This window comes from Pseudomonas sp. EZ-C24, assembly GCF_014525325.1.
Classification (GTDB): Bacteria; Pseudomonadota; Gammaproteobacteria; order Pseudomonadales; family Pseudomonadaceae; genus Aquipseudomonas; species Aquipseudomonas shirazensis.
In genome coordinates, this window is sequence record NZ_JACDIU010000015.1 from 235,479 (window position 1) to 257,375 (window position 21,897).

The following is a 21,897-nucleotide window of genomic DNA, read 5'->3' on the forward strand; positions in this document are numbered from 1 at the left end:
TGGGATTGGCCATCCCAGCATACGAATCACAAGAACAATTACGCCTATTCCGTGGGCGAGGAACAGCCATGAATCAGTTGAAGAAGCTCCACATCCAGGTACTGATAGCACTTGTCGCTGCCATAGCCCTGGGTTTTGCCGCGCCGACTTGGGCCGTCGCCATGAAACCGATCGGGCAGGCCTTTATCGCGCTCCTGAAGATGATGCTCGCGCCGATTGTCTTCGTGACCTTGGTCCACGGTCTTACACACGTTCAGGACATGCGCAAGCTCGGCCGGCTGGGGATGAAGTCGCTTCTCTACTTCGAGGTTGTCAGCACGGTCGCGATGCTCGTCGGCTTTGTCTTGGTGAACGTGGTCGAGCCGGGTGTCGGTTTGCATGCAACCGGCATGAACGAATCATCTGCGGCAATAAAGGCCACTGCAGCAGCCGGTGAAGTCTCGGTCATCAACTACCTGCTCAGCTTGATCCCACACACTCTTGTCGACGCTTTTGCCAAAGGCGACATCATTCAAGTCCTGCTGATTTCGGTATTGGCCGGTATCGCCATCAACCGTACGTGTGGCCCCGAGTCCGTAGCAGTACGGGCGATTGATGAGGCACAAACCATTCTTTTCAAGATGCTCGGTTTCATCATGAAGCTGGCACCCTTGGGTGCCTTTGGCGCAATGGCAGCCGCGATCGGCAGTTATGGCGGCGACACCCTGTTCTACCTGCTCAAGCTGATTGCCGTGTACTACGCCGCTTCGCTGCTGTTCGTGTTTGGTGTCCTGGGGACCATCAGTTGGTCGATTGGATTGCCCTTCATGACCGTGCTGCGACTGATCCGCGACGAGATCCTGCTGGTATTCGGCACGGCCTCCGGTGAGGTCGCATTCCCACGGCTCATCGAGAAACTCAAGCGCACCGGCTGTGATGAAGTCGTGGTTGGCTTCGTGCTTCCGGCGGGCTACAGCTTCAACCTGGACGGCACCGCGATCTACATGGCGATCGCCATCGGCTTCATTGCACAAGCGACGGATACGCCGTTCTCTCTGTGGCAGCAAGCCGGTCTTCTGGCAATCCTCAGCATTACCTCCAAGGGCGGTACTACCGTCGCTGGTGGCGCGTTTATCAAGCTGGCAGCCACCCTGCAATCCGTGCAGACCCTTCCCCTCAGTGGCCTGGGCCTTCTGTTCGGGATTGATCGAATCATGGCAACCGCTACCGCTCTGACCAACATTGTCGGCAATACCATCGCCGTGTTTGCCATTGCCCGCTGGGAAGGTGCGTTCGACCCCGAGGCTTTCGAACGTGAAACGGGCCGAGCACCTACTCGCAGTTTGCTGCGCCCCTCCGATGTCAGCGAAGCTCGGGGCGTGACGACGCCAGCCACCTGCGAAGGCCAGCCCCACTCTCAATCGCACATTCAGCACTCGTTACAGGAACGGCCATGAATCGCTTGCCTGCCATTGATCCGCAACACCTGACCGACGCTCAGCACGCTGTGTACGAGCGCATCGCAAATGGCCCACGCAAAGGCGTGCGCGGCCCACTTGCGATCTGGCTCCATCGCCCCGAGCTGGCCGAATGCGCCCAGGCGTTGGGACGCTATTGCCGCTATGACAGTTGTCTTGAACCGCGTCTGTCCGAACTGGCCATCCTGCTGATGGGACGCCATTGGCTCGCCGAATACGAGTGGGCGGCACACAAGCCGTTCGCCCTCGAGGCTGGCCTGGCGCCGGAGATCATCGACGCGATACGCGACGGCGAGGCACCGGCGTTCAACAAACCTGATGAAGCGTTGGTATATCGCTTCATCCGCGAGCTGCACGACAGCCGCGCCATCAGCGACGGCCTGTACCAGGAATTCATCAAGGTACTGGGCAACGATGCCGCCGTCGATCTGGTCGGCATTGCCGGCTACTACACGCTGATCTCCATGACCATCAAGGTATTCGAAGTGCCGCCACCTGCTGGCGTGATGCCCGAACTGCCTACTACGTTGAATCTGAGGATTACCGCATGAATGAAGTTATTCCAACCAGCGACCGCTTGAAAGGCAAAGTCGCGCTCGTCACCGGCGCCGGTTGTGTAGGTACCGGCTGGGGTAACGGCCGCGCTGTAGCAGTCTTGTTCGCCCTGGCCGGCGCCAAGGTATTCGCTGTCGATCGCGACCTGGGTGCCATGGAGGAAACCCTCAAGCGTATTCGGGAAGCCGGTGGCGACGTTACCCCATATGCCTGCGACGTGACCGACAGCGCAGCAGTGGCTGCGATGGTCGAGGCTTGCAAGAACGCCTACGGCACTATCGACGTGCTGGTGAACAACGTCGGCGGTTCGGCTGCGGGCGGGGCAGTTGCGCTGGCAGAAGACAGGTTTGACGCACAAATCGCGCTGAACCTGAAAAGCGTCTACCTGACGTGCAAGCACGTGATTCCGGTAATGGCGGCTCAAGGTAGCGGTTCCATCATCAATACCGCTTCGACTTCTGGCATTCGCTTCACCGGCTCGGCGCAGGTGGCCTACGCCGCGAGCAAGGCCGGGGTCATCCAGTTGGGCCGTGTGACCGCGGTTGAGTACGCGCCAAAAGGTATTCGGGTCAACACCGTGGTGCCTGGCCAGCTGCACACGCCAATGGTCGAAGTGCGTCTTGCCGGCCAGCGTACCGGCGGCGACGTCAACAAGCTGCTCGATTCGCGCCTGGCGCGTATCCCACTCGGTTTTATGGGCGATGGCCGTGACACCGCTTACGCCGCGCTGTACCTGGCCAGTGATGAGTCACGCTTCGTGACAGGTACCGAGATCGTCGTCGACGGCGGCATGACCGTGCGCTGCGGCTGATTACGTGCGGGGCCCACGCCAGGCCTCGTCCACCGACAAACAACAAGAGCAGGTCAGCATGAACGATCAACATCACGTTCAGGCCTCACGGCGCCTGTTCATCAAGCAAACCGCAATCGCTGCCGCAGGCCTGAGCCTGCTCGGCGGAACAATCAGCCAGACATTTGGAGCCAGTATGTCCAGTCCAACCGGTGCGCCTGGGATATGGGATTGCCACACTCATATTTACGGCCCCTGGGATCGCTTCCCGCTCCCAGCCGATGCCGCCTACACCCCCTCCCCTGCGCCGTTTACCGATCTTCTGGCACTGCACCAGCGCCTTGGAATTGAACACGGCGTCCTGGTTCAGGCCGCTCCCTATGGCACTGATCATTCGGCCATTCTTGCGGCAATCGCCGAAAGCGGCGGTCACTACCGGGGCGTAGGTCTCATCGACGAGAGCACGTCCGATGCACACCTGCAGACCCTGCACGACGGTGGGTTTCGCGGCATCCGCTTCAACCTCATGAGCCATCTGCCGGGCGCACGTGATCCGCATAAACTGCGGCAACTGGCCGAACGTGTTGCGCCGTTTGGCTGGCATGTGCTGGTACATGGAGAACTGCCCACGTTACTGCCGCTACTGGACCAGTGGCAGGACCTGGAAACGCCTCTGGTTATTGACCATATGGCGCGGCCTGACTTCACCAGGCCTCTGGATCGGCTGGAGCTCTCTGCGCTGAGCAAGCACCTCGCGCAGTCGAAGCGCTGGATCAAGCTGTCCGGCATCGATCGGGCCATGCAAGGCCAGCCTGGTCCATGGCCACAGGCCCTGGATTACGTTCGTGAACTTCTGCAATGCGCGCCGGAGCGGGCAATCTGGGGCTCCGACTGGCCACATCCCAACATCAAGGGCAACCCTCCGGACGACCAACAACTGCTCCACTTCATCCAGCAGGTATGTGACAGCTCAGCGCTGAAGCAGGCCGTACTGGTCGACAACCCGGCGCGCTTGTACCGTTAAGGTTCGACCCTTCAACGGCTGCATGATGCACTGGCATGCTTGCTACAGGCGTCATGGGCGTGTTTCGCCAATCGGCCCTTCAGGCCAGATGGGTGACCCGTGATCGGCGCGCCGACCTCGATGGAAACCTTTGCTCTGGCGGCCTGCGGCGTAATTGCCTGCTGATGGCTTCTACTACCTCGTTGTATTCGCTATTCATCAACACACGCGGCGCCTGAACGGCGCCCTTTCGAAGGTAGCCCTATGAAAAAAACAAGATCTGCTCCGCTACTGCTCTCGACGGGCCTTGCCAGCCTGTTGAGCTTTGCTGCCGGCGCTGATGCGGCCGAGCTCAAGATAATTGCGAGCGGCGCACTGAAGGGGGCTATGGCCCACCTGCAGCCGGCGTACGAGAAAGCCAGTGGCAACAAACTCAGCATCAGTTGGGGGCCTTCGATGGGAGACTCGCCAGAGTCCATACCACAGCGAATCAAGCATAACGAAGCTATGGACCTGGCCATCATGGCCAGCGAGACCCTGGATCTGCTGGCCCCGAGTGGGGCGTTCGATATGGCGACTCGCCAGGCGATCGCCGACTCGCGAATTGGGGTAGGCGTGCCCAAAGGCCATCCGCAGCTGGATGTATCCACGGTCGCCGCACTGCGTGCTGCGCTGCTGAGCTCGGACAAGATCGCATATTCGCAAGGCGCCAGCGGTGTCTACATCCGTAGCGAGCTGTTCGCTCGCCTGGGCATCGCTGATCTGGTCAAGCAGAAAACTGTCGAGATTCAGGGCAAGGAACTTGTGGGCACAGCACTCGTCCGCGGAGACGCCGACATCGGTATGCAGCAGATCAGCGAATTGAAAGTTACCCCAGGCGTGGATTACCTGGGCCCTCTGCCTGACGAGGTACAGAAGGTCAGCCGGTTCTACGCGGCCGTGGCCAGTGGTACCAGCAACGCCAGCGTTGCACTTGAGTTCCTCGCTTACCTCAACAGCGCCGACGCCCACAGATTGCTCGAACAAAGCGGCCTCGAACCGGCCCCCTCTCACGTTTCCCAAGGGCAAGATACCAAAGCCAGGCACGCTGATTGACCGCCTAAAAGACAACAGGCACCTTGCGGCGCCTGTTGTTTAACGTCATGACATTTCGGCTAGCCTGTCGCATCGACCCGTTCAAAGGCCAGCGCGAGGCCTTGGCCAACACCGACACACATGGTCGCCAGGCCGTAGCGGCCTCCGGCCTTCTCAAGTTGGTGTACCCCGGTAAGTACCAGTCGATTGCCGCTCATCCCCAACGGATGGCCCAGTGCAATTGCTCCGCCATTTGGATTGACTCGTTCACTGTCGTCGGGCAATCCGAGCTCGCGCATCACCGCCAGTCCCTGAGACGCAAACGCTTCATTGAGTTCGATAACGTCGAAGGCCTCGATCGTCATATTCAAGCGCTGCAGAAGTTTGCGCACAGCGGGCACCGGACCAATGCCCATCACGTCGGGCCTTACCCCAGCGCTGGCCATTCCAAGCACGCGTGCTCGGGCTCTGAGGCCATACCTGGCCACAGCGTCGGCACTGGCGAGAATCATCGCGCTTGCACCGTCATTCAAACCCGAGGCGTTGCCGGCGGTAACTGTGAAATCAGTACCGTTTACCGGCTTGAGCTTGGCCAAGGCCTGCGCAGTGGTGTCTGGACGGGGGTGCTCGTCATGCTCTACGACGGTATCGCCTTTCTTGCCGGGGATGGTCACGGCAATGATCTCCTCGGCATGGAATCCTCGCGCCAACGCACTGGCCGCTCGGGCTTGGCTGCGCAGCGCCATGGCGTCCTGATCCTCGCGAGAAACGCCGTACTGCCGGGCGACGTTATCGCCTGTTACCGGCATGCTATCCACGCCATATGCGCTTTGCATTGCCGGATTGACGAAGCGCCAGCCGAGCGTCGTATCCTCCAGTTTCTGCCCGCGGCCAAAGGCACCTTCAGCCTTGCCCAGCACATAAGGTGCGCGGGTCATCGACTCGACACCGGCTGCTATTGCCAGCTCCATGTCGCCATTTGAAATGGCCCGATAGGCAGCACCCACCGCCTCCATGCCAGAGGCGCACAGCCGATTCACTGTCAAGCCTGGAACCGTCACCGGCAGCCCGGCAAGCAGCAGCGCCATCCGCGCCACATTACGGTTATCCTCACCTGACTGATTCGCGCAGCCCATGAACACCTCGTCCAGCGCTGCCCAGTCGATACCGGGATTGCGCGCGATCAACGCCCTGAGCGGGATGGCAGCGAGGTCATCCGCGCGCACTGAGCCAAGGGCTCCGTTAAGACGACCAATAGGCGTTCGCACTGCATCACAGATAAACACGTCGCGACTCATCGAATCACCTCCGCGTAGCACTCGCTGAGTGGTACGCCGCTTTTTGCCCGCGCCTGCAACAGTGCCGAGACGCGCAGATCCCGATCTGGGTGTTCGCCCGCCCACTGTTCGATAGCGGCGCAGATCCTGGCCAGCCCGACCTGATCGGCATGATAGAGAAGCCCACCACGGTAGCGTGGGAATCCATAACCGTGAATCCACACCAGGTCGATGTCATTCGGGTTGTCCACGAGGCCTTGTTCGAGCATGCGCGCGGCTTCATTGATCATCACGAACAAGCAGCGCTGCAAGATCTCCTCATCACCGATGACACGCGTCTGCAGCCCTTTGGCATGCCGGTGCTCTGCCAGCATACGGGCTACACTCGGATCGGGTACGCCCTTGCGCTGACCGTCCTGGTATCGGTAATAGCCCGCGCCGGACTTTTGCCCCAGGCGGCCAGCCTCATACAACTGCTCAATCAAATTGCAGCTGCGCTCGGCCATGCCCAGGCTTTCTCCCCGGCCTTTACGATTCAGCCAAGCGATATCAACCCCGGCCAGGTCACGAAGTTCAAAGGGGCCAATCGGGAAACCAAAGGCACGCATCACTCGGTCGACATCTTCAGGAGCTGCCCCCTCCTCGAGCAAGAAAGCTGCCTCGCGCTCACGCACAGCCAGCAACCGATTGCCCACGAAGCCATAGCAGTTGCCTACGGCGATGGCCGTCTTGCCCAAGCGTCCACCCAGCTGCAGTACCGTAGCGAGCACATCCCCTTCCAGATGCGCGGTCTTCACAACTTCCAGCAGCTTCATGACATGCGCGGGGCTGAAGAAATGCATGCCGATGACGTCACCTGGGCGACTGGTAACAGCAGCAATGGCATCGACATCAAGGTAGGACGTATTGGTTGCCAGAATGGCACCGGGACGGGCGAAACGATCGAGCTGGCGGAAGACCTCTTGCTTGACGGCAAGGTCTTCGAATACCGCCTCGATGATCAGATCCGCACCAGCCACCTGTTCAAGACTGCTTCCGTAGCGGATCAACCCGGTGTGCTCGGCGGCCTGGGCCGGGGTTAACCGGCCCTTGTCCAAGGCGCTGGCGTAATAGCTCGCGATTGTCGATCTACCCCGATCCAATGCCGGGGGCTGAGTATCGATGACAATGGTTGCAATACCCGCGTTGGCGAGACACAGCGCAATGCCACTCCCCATCGTCCCAGCGCCAATCACTGCCACTGTCCCCACGCTGCGCACTGGGGCCTGCTTGGCCAGGGCGCGGCGCCGGGCGGCCAGGTCACGCTCGGCGAAGAACACGTGGCGTAGCGCGCTGGCCTGGGCGCTTTGCCGCCGCGCTACAAAAAGCTCGCGCTCAAGCCGCATAGCTTCTTCGAAGGGCACTCGCCCCGCGGCCTGAAGCGCCTGGAGGGCCAGGGCTGGAGCCTCTTGACCTTCTACTTTGCGAAGCATCGCCTGCATTCGTTGCTGCAAGGCCTGCGCATCGAATTCGGGCACGCGCAGCTCACGTGTACGTCGAATCGGCTGACCGATTCGTTGCTTGGCGAACACCAGCGCAGACTCGAGCACAGACGAGCGAGTCAGATTGTCCAGCAACCCCACTTCCAGTGCGCGTGCTGCACCGATCTGCTCCCCCCCAACTACCATTTCCAGCGCCAGTTGCATGCCACACAAACGTGGCAGGCGCTGAGTTGCTCCGGCGCCCGGGATCAAACCCAGGCTCACCTCTGGTAGCCCGAAGCGAGTATCGGGTGCGGCGATTCGGTAATGACAGGCGAGCGCCAGCTCGAGGCCGCCGCCCAGAACCGAGCCGTGCATCGCGGCAATGACGGGCTTCGATGAACGTTCAATCGATGCTGCTACGTCTGGCAGGTGCGGCGCTTGCAATGGCAGGTCAAACTCCTTGATGTCAGCGCCGGCGATGAACGTTCTTCCATCGCAGACGATGACTATTGCCTGAATATCTGGAGCAGCGAGCGCCTGTTCAAGGCACGTCAGCATCAGCTCACGGACCTCCCGCGATAGGGCATTGACCTGCGGGTTATCGACGATGATCAGGCCGATATCACCTTCGCGTTGAAGCGTTACGAGGGAGTGCATCGTTTCTCTCCTGGTGAAGGTAAGCAATTACAGAAGCGACAGTGGGTAGCTGACGATCACCCGCACATCATCTGCATCGCGGGCAAAGTCGGCACGGTAGGTAGCGCTGCGCAGGCGCATGCTCAGGCCCTTCAGCGACCCGCTCTGCAACACGTACTGCAGCTCGACATCAAGCTCGCGCTCACCATCCGAGCTCGAGTCCATGCTCCGTACATCGGCCTGGCTGCCTTTGAGGTAACGCGTCATGAAGGTCAGCCCAGTGATCCCAACGCTGGCAAGATCGAAGTCGTAGCGTGCCTGCCAAGATCGCTCATCCTTCTCGGCGAAGTCGCCAACCTGCACGAAATTCACCAGGTACGGGTCGGTGCCATCGACGTAAGGAAATGCCGAGTCGCCAGACATTTTCTGGTAGCCCAGGCCGAAGGAATGGCCACCGAGCTTGTAGGTACCCATGACACTGAGGGCACGGTTGTCGACGGGACCGCCGCGGGCTTGCCCGTGGTCGTCGCTGTCGAACAAACGCACATCGCTGGTGAAGACGCCCCAGCTGCCCTTGCGCCGATCGGTCAAACCATAGAATCGCTGGGTATAGAGGTCTTCGAACACCGCGTACTGGGCCAACAGATCGGTCGTCTCGCCAGCGTGCAACGTCGCCCCGATCAGATTGAAGTCACCGCCATCAAGCGGACCACTGAAACGCCGATTCTTGTTATTCAGGGCCAGCCCGGTCGAGCCGGACTGATCGCGATAAACGGTGCCCTGGATCTTGGCTCCAGTAAGCTCCAGAGCTTTCCATTCCTTGATCTGGATCTGCGCGCCCTCGAACGTCTGTGGCAGCAGCCGTCCGTTGTTGGAGACCAGGGTCGGCCACCTTGGCAGCAGTGTGCCGACCCGCAGCTCACTGTCGGACACCTTGATCTTCAGCGTCCCGCCGGCTTTGGAATAGTTGTCAGGCACATCACCATCATCCTGCACAGGCAGCAAACCAGTACCCGCACGACCGGGGCCTGAATCCAGCTTTAGCCCAAACATGCCTATTGCATCGACGCCAACGCCTATTACGCCTGGGGTGTAGCCTGACTCGTAGCGCAGAATGAAACCTTGCGCCCACTCCTGCCGCTTGGATTGAGCGCTACCTTCACGAAAGTCTCGGCTCATGTAAAAGTTGCGCAGTTCCAGCGACGCTTTGCTGTCTTCAAAAAAACCTTGCGCGCCTGCGAGTGGCAGATATGCGGCAACACCAACCCCTGCCGCATAGAGCGGTATATTTTTGATCATCAATGCTTACCTGATAAGAGATCGCGCGAGGGGGCAGTCTGCTGCCACTGCCTCGATGGCGGGAGATCGCGAGTGGCTTCAGCGCACCTGGGTCAGGTAGTCGTCCGCCGTACCAGGGATGTTCTCTTTCTGAATCGCACCGAGGAACTTGATCGCGCGCTCGACTTCGTCCTTGGTCAGATAAGGCGTCTGTGGGAATGACTTGCGGTTGTTTTCCCAGGCAGCTGCATAGACCTTGTCGTTGACACCTTCAAAGCGATTGCGAACGACCTTCATCGCTTCCTGCGGCTGGTCATTGATCAGTTTGGTAGCGTCACCAAGGGCGGCGAGGAATGCCTTGACCGTGTCCTGGTTCTCGATCGCCCACTGACGGCGGGCGCTAAGGGCAATCGAAGGATAGCCGTCGAGTTCAGGCACCATGCCTTCGGACATGTCGAGCAGGGTGTAGCCCTTATGATCGATGACAGCGCTATCGGAGGCTGGCGATGACAGCGCGAAGCCATCGATCTTGTTCTGCGCAAAGGCAGCCAACATGGCGGCGCCGTTGTTCAGATACAACAGGGTGAAGTCTTTCTCCGGATTCAAGCGCGCTTCCTGGCCGAGGAAACGCACCAGAAAGTCAGCGCTGCCGCCTGCACCGCTGACCGCCAGACGCAGACCCTTGAACGCCGCCAGACGTTGTTCAACGGTGGAATCGGCAGTCAGGCCGAGACGCTCGGCCAAGTCCTGATGAATGACGACGTTGCTGGCATACTGGCCGACCAGACGCCCGAGCAACGTGATATCCGCCCCCTTTACCTTGGCATTGATCGCGTTCTGAATCGCACACGAGCAAAACTCCACCGAACGGCTGGCAAGACCCGAGGCCGCTGCGCCACCGCCTTTGAATTTCACCAGTTCAACGTCCAGCCCGTGCTTCTTGAACATGCCGCCATCAAGGGCCACGAACAATGGCATGTGGACAAATCCCTCGGTACCCAAGGCAACTTTGATGGTGTCGGCGGCCTTTGCATAAAAGCTGGTTGCACCCATGGCAACGCTCAACCCCAGCGCAGTTACCAGACCTTTGATAGACATGATGAAGACCTCTTCTTGTTGTTGTGGTGGTTTTATTCAGACAGACAGCTCGCGCTCTTCTTGATCCTTCTTCCAAGGCATCAAGGACGCTTCGAGCTTGCGTACAGCGGCTTGAAGGATCAGTGCCAAGGTGATGATGGCGATCAGCGCAGCGAACACACCTGCGGTATCCAGTTGGCCGGCAGCGTCTTGCAGCAGGTAGCCCAGCCCCCTGTTGGCAGCCATGATTTCACCGACGATGGCGCCAATCAGGGCATAGGGCACCGACATCTTGAGGCCGGTAAACACCCACTGAATGGCGGACGGCAGGACCACTTTGGTGATCAAGTGATGCTCCTTGGCGCCCATCAACCGCAAGATTTCCAGCTGCTCACGCTCTACCGCACGTACGCCGCTATAGGTGTTGAGAAAGACCAGGAAGAAAACGATGGTGGCAGTGAGGATGATCTTCATCTCGATGCCGATACCGAACCACATGATGAAAAGCGGCGCCAGAGCGACTTTCGGCAGGCTGTAGATCGAGACCAGGATAGGGTCGAGCAACTTCGCCAGCAGCTCGTTGCGTCCGAGGATCAAGCCCACCGAGATACCCGCACAGGCGCCGAAGAAGAAGCCAACCAGTGTTTCAACAACTGTGATCCAGCCGTGGGAGAACAGTCGACCGCTCGCAACCAGGTCGATGAAGCGCCCGCCGATCTCCAGCGGCGAACTGACAAAGAACGGGTCGATCAGAGGGCCGGAAGCGAACTGCCAGGACAGAAAGATAAAGGCGAAGATGGCGAGGCGACCGAGGAAGATTTTCATGTTGATAACTCTCCAGAAGAAGGACCTTAGGCGTCGTGAGAAGGCGTGATGAACTCCCAGAGATCACCACAGAGCTGGTGATAGCGCGGATCCTTGCGCAGCTGGAGAATGTTGCGCTCATCACCCAGCGGGATCTCGACGTCACGCACGATGGTCCCCGGACGACCGGAGAAAATCAGGCAGCGGTCACCCAAAGCGACAGCCTCATCCAGGTCGTGAGTTACAAACAGCACTGTTTTTTTCAACTGCCGGCTGAGTTTGAATAGCTCGGTCTGCATACGCATCCGCAGTTGCGCATCCAATGCGGCGAATGGCTCATCCATCAGCAGCGTTTCCGGGTCATAGGCAAGCAGCCGGGCCAGGGCCGCGCGCTTGCGCATGCCTCCGGAAAGCTGGCTTGGATAGGCTTTTTCATGACCTTCAAGACCCACCTGGGCAATCAGTTCGCGAATTCGCTCCTGCCGCTTTGCTTTAGGCACGCCCTGGATTTCCAGCGGTATGGCGATGTTGCCGGTTACGTCTCGCCATGGCAGCAAGTGGTCGCTCTGGGTCATGTAGCCAGTACGGCCATTGATGCCTTTTACAACTTCGCCGCGATACTGAACTTCACCTGTTGTAGGGGCGAACAAGCCGGCGACCATGTTCAGCAGCGTCGACTTGCCACAGCCGGACGGGCCGATGATGGTGACCACCTGGCCTTGCTGGATATCTACGTTGATACCGTGGGAGGCTTGTTTAGCGACGCCCTTCACTGTGAAAGACTTGGAAACTTCTCTGAATGAGATGACCGTTGGTGAGGCGGCTTTGGCGCCGATTGGCTCTGGTGAGGTGGCACTTTTCAACACGGCGGTCATGGCGTTACTCCCGGCACGAAGAGGATGTTCATCTCAAGGTTCTTGAGAGTCGCAACTGAAGTGGTCGAGAGAGCGCTACGCCCAGAAACGGCGGAATAGAGAGTGTTCATAGCGACCTACTTATTGTTATGAGTCAGAAATGAAGCGTTCATTGATTATGCAAGCGTGAGATACAAGGTCAAAGCCACTGTTCCACCTAGTGGAACAGTGATTTGTCAGGCAATGATCGTCAAACCATCAAGCGCGACCACGCCACTCCCCGCTGGGCGAACCAGCAGCGGATTGATCTCGGCTTCGAGCAAACGCTCGCCCAACTGCATAGCCATGTCCGAAAACGCCACGATGCACCTGACAGCGGCATCGACATCTGCCATCGGCATCCCACGAAAACCATCCAGCAGCGGGTAGGTCTTGAGCTCGCTGAGCATCTGCCGGGCCTGGTCTTCATTGACCGGAAGCAGACGTAGAGTCGTATCCTGGAACAGCTCAGCGGTAACGCCACCCATGCCGACCAGTAGCGCAGGGCCGAGCTGAGGGTCTCGATGGAAACCCAGGATCAATTCCTGCCCACCCGTTACCATTTCCTGTACGAGGAAGCACTCAGGGGTGAAGCCGACATGGCTGCTGACTTCATCACGCATCCTGTCGAGGCGAGCGCCGATGTCGTCGGAGCAAAGATGCAAGGCCACGCCACCAACCTCGCTTTTGTGCGGGATCCGTTCAGAGAGTACTTTCAGCACTACCCGCCCGCCGAGCTCACGCGCTGCCTGGGCCGCTTCCACGCGATTTTTCACGATGCGCTCTCGGGTTACGGGGATACCGAAATCTGCATAAAGACGCTTGCTGCGCTCCTCGTCCAGCGGACCACTGGGCAGTTCATCAAACGCTCTTGGGAACACTGCGGGGGCACTGCCGGTTTCGCTTTGCGTAATCACTTGCTGGCGCTGCAGCAGAGCTTTGAGCGCACTGGCGCAGCTCTCAGGTGCGTTGAATGCAACGCCGCCTGAGCCGTTGATCCGCTGCGCTGCAGCCGGCGCGTGGGGGCTGATGTAGGCGAGTACTGGCTTGTCCGAACTGGCCAAACTGTCGCGAATGGCATCCGCCATCAAATGAGGTTGAGCGACGCCGGATGAGCCAACCACGCTGACTACTGCATCGTAGTCATCGCTTTGTAGAAGAATTCCAATGGCGCTGCGCATCAATTCTGGCTGCAGACCAGCCAACGTCAGATCGATTGGGTTGCGATCAAGGACCGCCTGATCGCCGATATCCAGGTTGCGCAGCTTCTCGGCAGTCACCGGGCCAGGCGCAGGCGTCTCGAATCCACTCATGCCCAGATTGTCAGCGATCAGCGTGCCAGCGCCTCCGGTCGAGGTAAGGATGGCGACGCGACGGCCATTCATCGTCCTGCCGCTGGCCAACGCAAAAGGGATATCGAGCAGATCAGCGAATGTTTCTGCGCGAATCACACCGAGTTGTTTGAAGTAGGCGCAATACAGGTCGTCGGATCCCGCCAGTGCGCCGGTGTGTGAATTGGCCGCATGAGCACCTGCTTCCGATCGGCCAACCTTATACACCACGACAGGCTTGCCGGCAGCGTGGGCTTTGCGCGCGGCCCGACTGAATTTGTCACTGTCGCGCAGGCCTTCGATGTAAAGCGCGATTACCGAGGTAGCTGGGTCATCGGCGAGATAGTCGACGAAATCGGCAACGTCCAGGTCGACTTCATTGCTGGTGGAAATGAGCTTGGAAAAGCCGATCCCGGCAGCGACACCGCGCGAGAGCAGCGCACCGAGGATGCCACCGCTCTGGGAAACTACAGCGACACGGCCGGCGAGCAACTGGTCCATGTCCAGTGCCCCACTGGCAGACAGGGTTACCCGGTCTGTGAGGTTGACCAGGCCAATGGTATTCGGACCGAGAATACGCATCGCACCGCGCGCAACTTTCAGTTCCTCCTGGCGTAGCGCGCCAACCGTACCGGTTTCGCCATAGCCACCGGCCAGGACTATCGCAGCAGGGCAACCACGACGAGCAAGGTCAGCGACAGCCTGGTTGGCGCGCTCCGGCCCGAGCAGAATGATCGCGACATCCGGCACCTCGGGAAGCGCATCCACCGAGGGGTAGCAGCGCAGTCCGTCGATTTCTTCATAGCGCGGATTGACAGGATACAGGCGGCCCTCGAAGCCGTGTTTGCGAAGAAACGCGATGGGCCGGCCCGAGGTTTTGCGAGCATCACCGGACGCACCGATTACGGCAACGCTGGCAGGGCTGAGGAGACGTGAAATCTGATCCATGATTCAGCTCCGCTCTGCTTTACGAGCCAGGAAGTCGGCAACCGACTCCTGGTGCTCGCTTGAGGTGTAACAGATACCCTGAGCCTGGCTGCCCATGGAGAAGATCTGGCCTTGAGTGAGTTCGAACGTGTTGTTGAGGATCGACTTGCTTAACGCCAGGGCCGTCGCCGAGCCGGCGGAAATCTGCTGTGCCCAATCCTGAGCAGCTGGGAGCAGGTTGTCATGTTGCGTCACGCGATCGATCATGCCGATTTGTTGTGCTTCGGACGGTGCAACGGTACGACCGCTGAAAATGAGCTCTTTGGCTTTGCTCAGACCGACACGCCGTGGCAGGAAGTAAAGGCCTCCGCCATCAGGGATAAGGCCGCGCGCGATATAGCTCATGGCAAACGAGGCCTGCTCGGAGGCGATGATGAAGTCGCAGCTCAGGGCCATATCGCAGCCTAGGCCGGTTGCCGCGCCGTTGACTGCAGCAATGGTGGGTTTGGGCAGGTTGTGCAACAGCGACACTGCATGGTGCACACGTTGCTGACGCTTCCAACCGTTGAAGGCAACCGAACCGGCCGGCGCACTCATTCGCGCTTGCATGCCCCTGATATCGCCCCCTGCGCAGAACCCTTTGCCAGCACCAGTAACGATCAGTGCCTTGATGCTGCTGTCGGCTGCAACACGCTCCAGGTGCTCGATGAGCAAAGACCGCATGTCATCGCTGATGGCGTTACGCGCTTCTGGGCGGTTGAGCGTCAGGGTCGCAATACCATCGGTAACGCTAAGGTCGATCGGATTGGACAATTCCGGGGAAGTCGTCATGCGGTGCCTCTCTTATTATTCGGTTGATTGAACGCTCGGCGATAAGCCAAGCTTGATTCCAATCTGAGGGAGAGGGAGTTTCATGACAACGCGACCATTCCACCTGCTGGAACAAGGTAAAGGAGGGCCACCCTCCCCCCACATTCCTGGTCAGGGTAAGGCGCCGCAGAATCGCTCGCTGGAACGCGGGCTGGATATTCTTCGTGCATTCAGGCCAGGCAGCGAACACCTCAGCAATGGTGACCTCAGCGAAATCACAGGGCTGTCCAAATCCACTGTAAGCAGGCTGACGCAGACCCTCGTGCGCTCTGGCTTTCTCGACTACGACACGGTTGAAGGTGGCTATAGGCTGGCGCCTTCGATTCTGGGCATGGCTCACTCCATGTATCACGGCAGTTTTCTGCTGCAGGTCGCCACTCCCCTGATGACGCAGATCGCACGTGAGCATCAGGTGAATGTTGGCCTGGCCGCAGCGGACGGTGACGAGATGATCTACCTGGAGTCAGTGCGCTTCAGCAGGCGCAAGTCTGCGCAACGTGCTGACCGGCCAGCGGCTGCCCATGGATGTCACATCCTTGGGCAGAGCCTACTTGTCGATCCTGGAGGAGAGCCAACGACGGCCGCTGATCGAGCTGTTCAGATCAAGGCGCTGCGAGGCCAGGGCTGGCCAGTTGGTGATGGACATCGAAGCAGCGGTCGCTGAAGTGCAGGCTAATGGCTATTGCGTCGCTTCATGGCAGCCAGAGGTGATTGCTATCGCGACACCGCTGAATCATCCGGTTTACAAGACGCACGCGCTGAACATCAGTCTGGCGACCGCCGAGGCGCCAGAGGGCGTGATCGAGCGATACGCACCGATCCTTCTGAGCCTTGCAGCTACCATCCGTGCATCGTTGAGTCTGCCCGAGGCTGAGTAAGCGTGAGCGTACAACCACGCCGATGACCTGTGACACGCTGGAGGCCAAATCAGACCGCGCACGCCCAAGTCACATCGCTGCCGGAGCCGCCTCGCTGGCCGGAGCCTCCTGCTGCACCTGGATCGGCGAAGCCTCGTTGGGGGGCGCGACCGGCTGCGAGCTGCGGCTGTCGTCTACCAGCGGCGCGGCAGGTGCCTCGCTGACGGGAGCAACGGCCGCTGGGGCGACTACAGGTGCTTCGGGAGCCGCTGGGGCCGCTGGGGCCGCTGCCGGCGCGACCGCTGCAGCCGGAGCCAATGCAGCCGGCGCTGGCGCTTGCTCCGGCAGGCCCAGATCTGGCGCTGGCTGTTCAGCCTTCGGCGCCTCCACCTTGGCTTCAGCCTTTTTCGCCTTCTTCGGTTTGGGCTTGGGCAGGAAGCTCTCGACCAGCGCGAAGTAGCGCTCATAGAACTGCGGCGCCGTGACGGTTTCGCTGGCCACCTTGACCATCGAATCATCGCTCGAACCGATTGGCATCGACACCGAACCAAGAATCCCTACACCAAGGCTGGCCGAGGTATTGGACTTTTTCAGCGCGTAGCGATCCTGCAGGGCGTTGGCGAACATCGTCGAACGCTGGTCATCGCTGCTGTCGGGCGCACAGGTGACGCTGAAGCTGATCTGCAGATGGTTGTCGCTGTTCTGCTGAAAGCTCTTGTTGCCGGCGATCTGGTTGTCGCCCGTGCTGGTGATGATGTAGCCCTGGCTGAGCAACGCGCGCCGGGCCGCTTCGCAGGAGCCGGCGTCGCTGACCGGGAAGCTGCGCGAGTAGGTGCCCGAGTCATCGAAGTTCTCGTGCTCGTAGACCGCAGGTTTTTTCGAGGAGCAACCGGATACGCCCGCCAGCACAAGGGCCAGCCCGAGCGCACCGAAGACGGATGATCTGGACATCATGAATACCGGATTGGTCGAATGGCGCCTATTGTGCAACACATACCCGCTGACTTAAACCGTTGATCTGTGAAGAGGCTGTCAGCTTTGGCTAAAGCTGGGCTGCCTCAACACGGTGATAGGGGCACTGTGAGCAAGATAGCAAGACGCGATCACCCTGCCGACAGGTGTGTATGCAACCGCTCGATGTGCTCCGGCCCGATCCCGCAGCAACCGCCAACGATACTGGCGCCAGCGGCCACCCAGCTACTTGCCCACTGCAGATATGCCTGAGGGGTCAGATCATCACGAATCTCGAGCAAGGTACTATTGGCCTTGGCCGCCGCGCTGACTGGAGGAAACGCATTGGCATACACCCCAAGCTCGACGGCCTGACCGAGGCGCTGGATGACCACGCGCGCTTCATGCAATGCCGCAGCCATCACCTCTGGCTGGCTGCAGTTGAACAACACCACGGCCGCGCCCAGCTCCGCCGCCACACGCACGGCCTCAGCCACCGCCTCACCTGAGCGCAAGCGCGGGGCCCCGGCGACCTCGTCCAGCAAGGTAAAGGACAACCACAGTGGCTTCGGCTGCGCACCCAGCGCCTCGGCCACGGCGCGAGCTTCGGCGACAGAGCTTTGTGTTTCCGCCAGCCAGACATCAACCCGCTCGCGCAAGCCAGCAATGAGTTGCCGGTGAATGGCGACACTGCGTGCATGATCGAACAAATCCGGGCGGTAAGATCCCAGCGCCGGCGGCAATGAGCCAGCCACCGTGACTGGCGCGGGAGACTCATCGGCAGCCTCGCGGGCAAGGCGCCCTGCCCTCTCGGCCAACGTCTGAGCATGCTCGGCAAAGCGCTCTTCACCGAGGTGAAACGGCACCACGGCATAGCTGTTGGTGCTGATGATCCTGGCGCCAGCGGCGATGAACGAGCGATGCGCCTGCAGCACGAACTCGGGCGCTTCAATCAATGCCAGCGCCGACCACTCCGGCTGCCTGAACGGTGCGCCGATGCGCTGCAGCTCACGGCCCATGCCGCCATCCAACAAACGAACAGTGGCTGCACTCATTGGTTGGCACTCACGGTCTGTTGAGGCTCGCCCAGCCAACGAGCAATGATGGCAGGGTTAGCCTTGACCCACGCCTTGGCTGCAACTTCAGCCGGCTGCTTCTCCTTTTCGATCTTGAGGATCAGGTCATTGAGCTGCGCAGGTTCAATAGCGACGTTTTGCAGAAACGCGGCAATTTTCGGTGCACGCTTTTGCAGGGCGACCGACGACAATACGTAAACCTTGGCATCCGGGTACGCGCAAGTGATCTGGCTTTTATTGAGCCAGTCAGGGTCAACTGTAGGGCTGATGAACTTCCAGCAGCCGTCAGCCTTGTACAACGGATCCCCCTTCTTGTTGTCCTGGGCATACCCATCGAATGTCGGCTCCTGCAATCGGCGCAGGTCGAAGGCGGAGAATATCCAGTCCGGGGTATAGGCATAGAACACCACGCCTCGCCCTGCTTTGTAAGCTGCCGCCAGCCTGGAATAGGTGACCGCTGCCTCGGTGGAGATCGACTCGAATTTATCGGCAAACTGGTAATCCTTGGCCTTGATCTCACCGATGTAGGTTGACTCCCAGCCCGCTGGCCCTACCAGCAACTGCGCCTTGCCGCCGCCCGGTGGCTGGAAGAGCTCGGCGACTTCCGGCTTCTTCAGGTCATACACGGATTTCACCCCGTATTTGTCCTGCAGATAGCCGGGGATGTAAAAGCCTTGCTCGCCGGTGTACGGTTGTTTGTTCGGAAACAGCGAAGGGTTGGCACCGCTGACATATTTCGCCCAGGCAGCGGATTGGTTGGGCATCCAGATGTCGGTCAGCACGTCTACCGAACCATCGCCTTTCGACGCTGCACTGAGCAGCACCGGGACGTCCCCCGCCAGGTAGGAGACGTCGGCGTCGAGGCGGCTCTGCAGCACTTCACCGAGGATGTACTGAATGGCGACTGCGCCAGTCCAGTTCTGTTCGCCAATGACGATCTTGTCCTTGGCCAACGCCGTGTTCGAACCGATGACGGCGGCCAGTACAGCCAGCGCGCCGAGGCTACGCGATAAAGATGGGTTCACGGTAAGTCTCACTTTCACTGGTAGAGTTGGCCTTGCTTGCGCAGGCTCGATTGAATGATCCGATCAGGGATCAGCGCGCACACGACAATCGCGATACCCGCAAGCACGCCCTCGCCGCCTTTGATGTTGCGCAGCGCAGTCATGACGTCGTAACCCAGGCCGCCGGCGCCGATCAAGGCAGCGACCACCACCATCGACAGGCTCATGACAATGGTTTGATTTATCCCCAGCAGCAGCGAGCGCCGAGCCAGCGGCAGCTCAACCTTGCACAGCGTCTGCCAGGGGCTGGCGCCATGGGCGACGGCGGCTTCGAGGGCATCCTTGGGGACTTCCTGAATGCCCAGCGAGGTCAGGCGAATCATCGGCGCCAGCGCAAAAATCACGGTAGCAATCACCGCAGGCGTCTTGCCGACCGAAAAAAACGCCACGGCAGGGATCAGATAGACAAACGTCGGCAAGGTCTGCATGACATCCAGCAACGGTGTCATCAGCCGCCGCAGCAGTGGCCGTTTAGCCAACAAGATCCCGCTGGGGACGCCGATGACCAGGGCAATCAGCACCGAGGAGCCGACCAGCGCCAGCGTGGCAATGGTGTGGTCCCAGAAGCCGAACACGCCGATATACGCCAAGGCGGCGGCGCTGGTGAACGCCAGCCCCCAGCCAGCCGAGCGCCAGGCAAGGTACACCAGCGTCAGTGCCGCAACCGGCCATGGCAACCAGCCCAACAGGTTTTCGACACCCTCGATCACCGTGCGCACGGCCACGATCACACCAACGAATGCACCCTCAAAGGTGACCTGCGACCAACCGATAAAGTCGTCGATCGCTTGTGCGGTTACCAGCAGCAACTGGCGGTTGACCGGAAACTGCAGCAACGTGTGGCTTGGCTCTGGTGCCGCCACACGCCATAGCACCAGCGCCTGGCAGACAACCACCAAGGCCAGCGGCAGTAGCCAGCCAGTACCTTCGCTTGCACCCGCATGACGGCTCAGCCTGACCGCAGTCAGGCGGCTTGCCAGCAGTGCCAGCAGCGCGAGAATGCTCAGCCACCCGGCAGTCGACTGTGCCAGCCCGACCAGCGCGGCTAGCTCGACCCCAAACGTGCCCCAGAAGGCTGCGCCTTTGCCTCGCGCCGCTAACGCGGCTGGCCCCAGCAGCGCTGCTTGCCACCAAGGCAAGGCGGTGCTGCCCGGCTGCGCCCGGCGCTCTGCTGGCAAGGCGGTCTGGGTTGACCTGCTCGCCGCAGCCGGCGGGGTCGAAGCGGGCTGGCAGTCGCGGAAGAAATCCGCCACTTCGCTGTCAGCCGGCTGCTCGAGCAACGCCTGCGGTGCGGCCAATTGCACCAGTCGCCCGCCGCGCATGACTGCTATACGGTCGGCCAGTCGCAACGCCTCAGCAGGATCATGGGTCACCAGCAAGGTGGTGATGCCACGCTCACGGACCAGGCTCAGAAAGTGCAGCTGCAGGTCTCGGCGAATAGTCGGGTCCAACGCGCTGAACGGCTCGTCCATCAACAGGATGTCCGGCTCCGACACCAGCGCCCTGGCCAGACCAACCCGCTGCTGCATACCTCCGGAAAGCTCATGCGGATAATGCTCGCCCCAGCCCTCAAGCCCGACCGCTTTGAGCTGCACGGCAGCTGCCGCGTGCCGAGCGCCCTCGGCTTCACCGCTCAACTCCAGCGGCAATGCGACATTATCGAGCACGGTGCGATGGGGCAGGAGACCAAAGTGCTGGAACACCATGCCGATGCGTCGTGACCTGAGTACCCGCAGCGCGCTGTTGCTCAAGCCACTGAGGGCCTGGCCGTCGATGAGCACTTCACCTTGGCTCGGCTTGATCAGACGGTTGATGTGACGCAGCAGGGTCGATTTACCGCTGCCAGAGGTGCCCATCAGGCACAGGACCTCACCGCGGCGCACCTTGAGACTGACGTCATTGACCGCAGGCAGCGATGGCGTGCCCTTGCCACGCAAGTAGCGCTTGGTCACCGAGCGAAGTTCAAGCACCACGTCGCCGTCGTCCTGCTCGGAAACATTGAGATCAAGCTCTGACTCATACACTGGCGCCAGCGGCGATTGGATGACTGTCACGACGACTCCCGACAGATCAGCTGGGCCAAAACCGGCTCACAGGCTGACGAAAAAAAAGCGGGCGTCAGTGGGATATTGCTTCAGCCCGACGCCTGGACAACGCCTGACTGGACAGCAAGGCGTTGGGGTTGGGTTAAAGCTAAACGATCTTAAAAAAGCAAAATAAATACTTTTTTAGAATTAGCTTAGTCGTGTGCGTCGTAGTCACGAGGAGGCTCGGCATGCTTCAGCACGCAGGCACGCCTGAGCAAGCGTCACACTTCTATCGCTGAGTGGATACCGTCGATGAAGAGGGATAACTGCTGGACACAAAAAAAGCGACCCGAAGGTCGCTTTCTCTGTGTGCTTCAAGGCGTTCAAGGGGCCTCGAAGCGAAGATGGCGCAGCGGACGGGACTCGAACCCGCGACCCCCGGCGTGACAGGCCGGTATTCTAACCGACTGAACTACCGCTGCGTATC

At 60.1% G+C, this 21,897-nt stretch carries 19 protein-coding genes and 1 tRNA gene; 7 read left to right on the forward strand and 13 right to left on the reverse strand.

Annotation, left to right across the window (positions count from 1 at the left end; translation table 11 throughout):
- The first annotated feature begins 68 nt into the window (after window positions 1-68).
- The 5 genes from IDM28_RS16100 to IDM28_RS16120 all read left to right on the forward strand — a co-directional run bounded on the left by IDM28_RS16100 (window position 69) and on the right by IDM28_RS16120 (window position 4,900).
- Window positions 69-1,436, forward strand: coding sequence for a cation:dicarboxylate symporter family transporter (locus IDM28_RS16100; RefSeq protein ID WP_262500151.1), 1,368 nt, complete (start codon window positions 69-71; stop codon window positions 1,434-1,436).
- Window positions 1,433-2,008 carry a carboxymuconolactone decarboxylase family protein gene (locus tag IDM28_RS16105; protein ID WP_150573553.1) on the forward strand — a complete coding sequence of 192 codons (576 nt, stop codon included), beginning with the start codon at window positions 1,433-1,435 and terminating at the stop codon, window positions 2,006-2,008. The genes IDM28_RS16100 and IDM28_RS16105 overlap by 4 nt, the downstream gene beginning before the upstream one ends.
- Window positions 2,005-2,823, forward strand: coding sequence for an SDR family NAD(P)-dependent oxidoreductase (locus IDM28_RS16110; protein ID WP_150573552.1), 819 nt, complete (start codon window positions 2,005-2,007; stop codon window positions 2,821-2,823). The genes IDM28_RS16105 and IDM28_RS16110 overlap by 4 nt, the downstream gene beginning before the upstream one ends.
- 58 nt (window positions 2,824-2,881) lie before the next feature.
- Window positions 2,882-3,826 (forward strand): amidohydrolase family protein, encoded by a 945-nt coding sequence (locus IDM28_RS16115; RefSeq protein ID WP_262500152.1) that lies wholly within the window; start codon window positions 2,882-2,884, stop codon window positions 3,824-3,826.
- A gap of 243 nt (window positions 3,827-4,069) precedes the next feature.
- Window positions 4,070-4,900 carry a molybdate ABC transporter substrate-binding protein gene (locus tag IDM28_RS16120; RefSeq protein WP_188036460.1) on the forward strand — a complete coding sequence of 277 codons (831 nt, stop codon included), beginning with the start codon at window positions 4,070-4,072 and terminating at the stop codon, window positions 4,898-4,900.
- 59 nt (window positions 4,901-4,959) lie between these two features.
- Here IDM28_RS16120 and pcaF read toward each other — a convergent pair whose 3' ends face one another.
- From pcaF to IDM28_RS16160, 8 genes are all read right to left on the reverse strand, one after another.
- Window positions 4,960-6,177, reverse strand: coding sequence for a 3-oxoadipyl-CoA thiolase (gene pcaF, locus IDM28_RS16125; RefSeq protein WP_188036461.1), 1,218 nt, complete (start codon window positions 6,175-6,177; stop codon window positions 4,960-4,962).
- Window positions 6,174-8,276, reverse strand: a complete 2,103-nt coding sequence (locus IDM28_RS16130) for a 3-hydroxyacyl-CoA dehydrogenase NAD-binding domain-containing protein (protein ID WP_188036462.1) — start codon at window positions 8,274-8,276, stop codon at window positions 6,174-6,176. The genes pcaF and IDM28_RS16130 overlap by 4 nt, the downstream gene beginning before the upstream one ends.
- A gap of 27 nt (window positions 8,277-8,303) precedes the next feature.
- Window positions 8,304-9,554, reverse strand: a complete 1,251-nt coding sequence (locus IDM28_RS16135) for an OprD family porin (protein ID WP_188036463.1) — start codon at window positions 9,552-9,554, stop codon at window positions 8,304-8,306.
- 78 nt (window positions 9,555-9,632) lie between these two features.
- Window positions 9,633-10,631, reverse strand: a complete 999-nt coding sequence (locus IDM28_RS16140; protein ID WP_188036464.1) for an ABC transporter substrate-binding protein — start codon at window positions 10,629-10,631, stop codon at window positions 9,633-9,635.
- Between the two features lie 36 nt (window positions 10,632-10,667).
- Window positions 10,668-11,435, reverse strand: a complete 768-nt coding sequence (locus IDM28_RS16145) for an ABC transporter permease (protein WP_150573546.1) — start codon at window positions 11,433-11,435, stop codon at window positions 10,668-10,670.
- A 26-nt stretch (window positions 11,436-11,461) separates the two neighbouring features.
- On the reverse strand, window positions 11,462-12,289 hold the full coding sequence (locus tag IDM28_RS16150) for an ABC transporter ATP-binding protein (protein ID WP_150573545.1): 828 nt from the start codon (window positions 12,287-12,289) through the stop codon (window positions 11,462-11,464).
- A gap of 215 nt (window positions 12,290-12,504) precedes the next feature.
- Window positions 12,505-14,586, reverse strand: a complete 2,082-nt coding sequence (locus IDM28_RS16155; RefSeq protein ID WP_150573544.1) for an acetate--CoA ligase family protein — start codon at window positions 14,584-14,586, stop codon at window positions 12,505-12,507.
- Between the two features lie 3 nt (window positions 14,587-14,589).
- Window positions 14,590-15,396, reverse strand: coding sequence for an enoyl-CoA hydratase/isomerase family protein (locus IDM28_RS16160; RefSeq protein ID WP_150573543.1), 807 nt, complete (start codon window positions 15,394-15,396; stop codon window positions 14,590-14,592).
- 82 nt (window positions 15,397-15,478) lie between these two features.
- On the opposite strand from IDM28_RS16160, the gene IDM28_RS16165 reads away from it, so the two are divergent.
- Window positions 15,479-16,099: an IclR family transcriptional regulator gene (locus IDM28_RS16165; protein WP_262500153.1), complete on the forward strand. Its 621-nt coding sequence runs from the start codon at window positions 15,479-15,481 to the stop codon at window positions 16,097-16,099.
- Window positions 15,987-16,313, forward strand: a complete 327-nt coding sequence (locus tag IDM28_RS23925) for a hypothetical protein (protein ID WP_262500154.1) — start codon at window positions 15,987-15,989, stop codon at window positions 16,311-16,313. The genes IDM28_RS16165 and IDM28_RS23925 overlap by 113 nt, the downstream gene beginning before the upstream one ends.
- 69 nt (window positions 16,314-16,382) lie before the next feature.
- On the opposite strand, the gene IDM28_RS16170 is transcribed toward IDM28_RS23925, so the two are convergent.
- From IDM28_RS16170 to IDM28_RS16190, 5 genes are all read right to left on the reverse strand, one after another.
- The gene (locus tag IDM28_RS16170; protein ID WP_188036465.1) at window positions 16,383-17,243 is read right to left on the reverse strand and encodes a DUF2242 domain-containing protein; all 861 of its coding nucleotides are present in this window, start codon (window positions 17,241-17,243) and stop codon (window positions 16,383-16,385) included.
- Window positions 17,244-17,395: 152 nt separating this feature from the next.
- A complete protein-coding gene (locus IDM28_RS16175; RefSeq protein WP_188036466.1) occupies window positions 17,396-18,298 on the reverse strand; it encodes a homocysteine S-methyltransferase family protein in 903 nt (300 codons plus the stop codon).
- Window positions 18,295-19,356, reverse strand: a complete 1,062-nt coding sequence (locus IDM28_RS16180) for a glycine betaine ABC transporter substrate-binding protein (RefSeq protein ID WP_188036471.1) — start codon at window positions 19,354-19,356, stop codon at window positions 18,295-18,297. Before IDM28_RS16180 ends, IDM28_RS16175 begins: the two co-directional genes overlap by 4 nt.
- Before the next feature lie 2 nt (window positions 19,357-19,358).
- Window positions 19,359-21,416: an ATP-binding cassette domain-containing protein gene (locus IDM28_RS16185; RefSeq protein WP_223175969.1), complete on the reverse strand. Its 2,058-nt coding sequence runs from the start codon at window positions 21,414-21,416 to the stop codon at window positions 19,359-19,361.
- Between the two features lie 399 nt (window positions 21,417-21,815).
- Window positions 21,816-21,892, reverse strand: a tRNA-Asp gene (locus tag IDM28_RS16190).
- Window positions 21,893-21,897 lie beyond the last annotated feature (5 nt).

Excerpts from the sequence above, each read along its gene's own strand:
- IDM28_RS16100 (WP_262500151.1), top strand. The coding sequence starts at position 69 with ATGAATCAGTTGAAGAAGCTCCACATCCAGGTACTGATAGCACTTGTC.
- IDM28_RS16105 (WP_150573553.1), top strand. The coding sequence starts at position 1,433 with ATGAATCGCTTGCCTGCCATTGATCCGCAACACCTGACCGACGCTCAG.
- IDM28_RS16110 (WP_150573552.1), top strand. The coding sequence starts at position 2,005 with ATGAATGAAGTTATTCCAACCAGCGACCGCTTGAAAGGCAAAGTCGCG.
- IDM28_RS16115 (WP_262500152.1), top strand. The coding sequence starts at position 2,882 with ATGAACGATCAACATCACGTTCAGGCCTCACGGCGCCTGTTCATCAAG.
- IDM28_RS16120 (WP_188036460.1), top strand. The coding sequence starts at position 4,070 with ATGAAAAAAACAAGATCTGCTCCGCTACTGCTCTCGACGGGCCTTGCC.
- pcaF (WP_188036461.1), bottom strand. The coding sequence starts at position 6,177 with ATGAGTCGCGACGTGTTTATCTGTGATGCAGTGCGAACGCCTATTGGT.
- IDM28_RS16130 (WP_188036462.1), bottom strand. The coding sequence starts at position 8,276 with ATGCACTCCCTCGTAACGCTTCAACGCGAAGGTGATATCGGCCTGATC.
- IDM28_RS16135 (WP_188036463.1), bottom strand. The coding sequence starts at position 9,554 with ATGATCAAAAATATACCGCTCTATGCGGCAGGGGTTGGTGTTGCCGCA.
- IDM28_RS16140 (WP_188036464.1), bottom strand. The coding sequence starts at position 10,631 with ATGTCTATCAAAGGTCTGGTAACTGCGCTGGGGTTGAGCGTTGCCATG.
- IDM28_RS16145 (WP_150573546.1), bottom strand. The coding sequence starts at position 11,435 with ATGAAAATCTTCCTCGGTCGCCTCGCCATCTTCGCCTTTATCTTTCTG.
- IDM28_RS16150 (WP_150573545.1), bottom strand. The coding sequence starts at position 12,289 with ATGACCGCCGTGTTGAAAAGTGCCACCTCACCAGAGCCAATCGGCGCC.
- IDM28_RS16155 (WP_150573544.1), bottom strand. The coding sequence starts at position 14,586 with ATGGATCAGATTTCACGTCTCCTCAGCCCTGCCAGCGTTGCCGTAATC.
- IDM28_RS16160 (WP_150573543.1), bottom strand. The coding sequence starts at position 15,396 with ATGACGACTTCCCCGGAATTGTCCAATCCGATCGACCTTAGCGTTACC.
- IDM28_RS16165 (WP_262500153.1), top strand. The coding sequence starts at position 15,479 with ATGACAACGCGACCATTCCACCTGCTGGAACAAGGTAAAGGAGGGCCA.
- IDM28_RS16170 (WP_188036465.1), bottom strand. The coding sequence starts at position 17,243 with ATGTCCAGATCATCCGTCTTCGGTGCGCTCGGGCTGGCCCTTGTGCTG.
- IDM28_RS16175 (WP_188036466.1), bottom strand. The coding sequence starts at position 18,298 with ATGAGTGCAGCCACTGTTCGTTTGTTGGATGGCGGCATGGGCCGTGAG.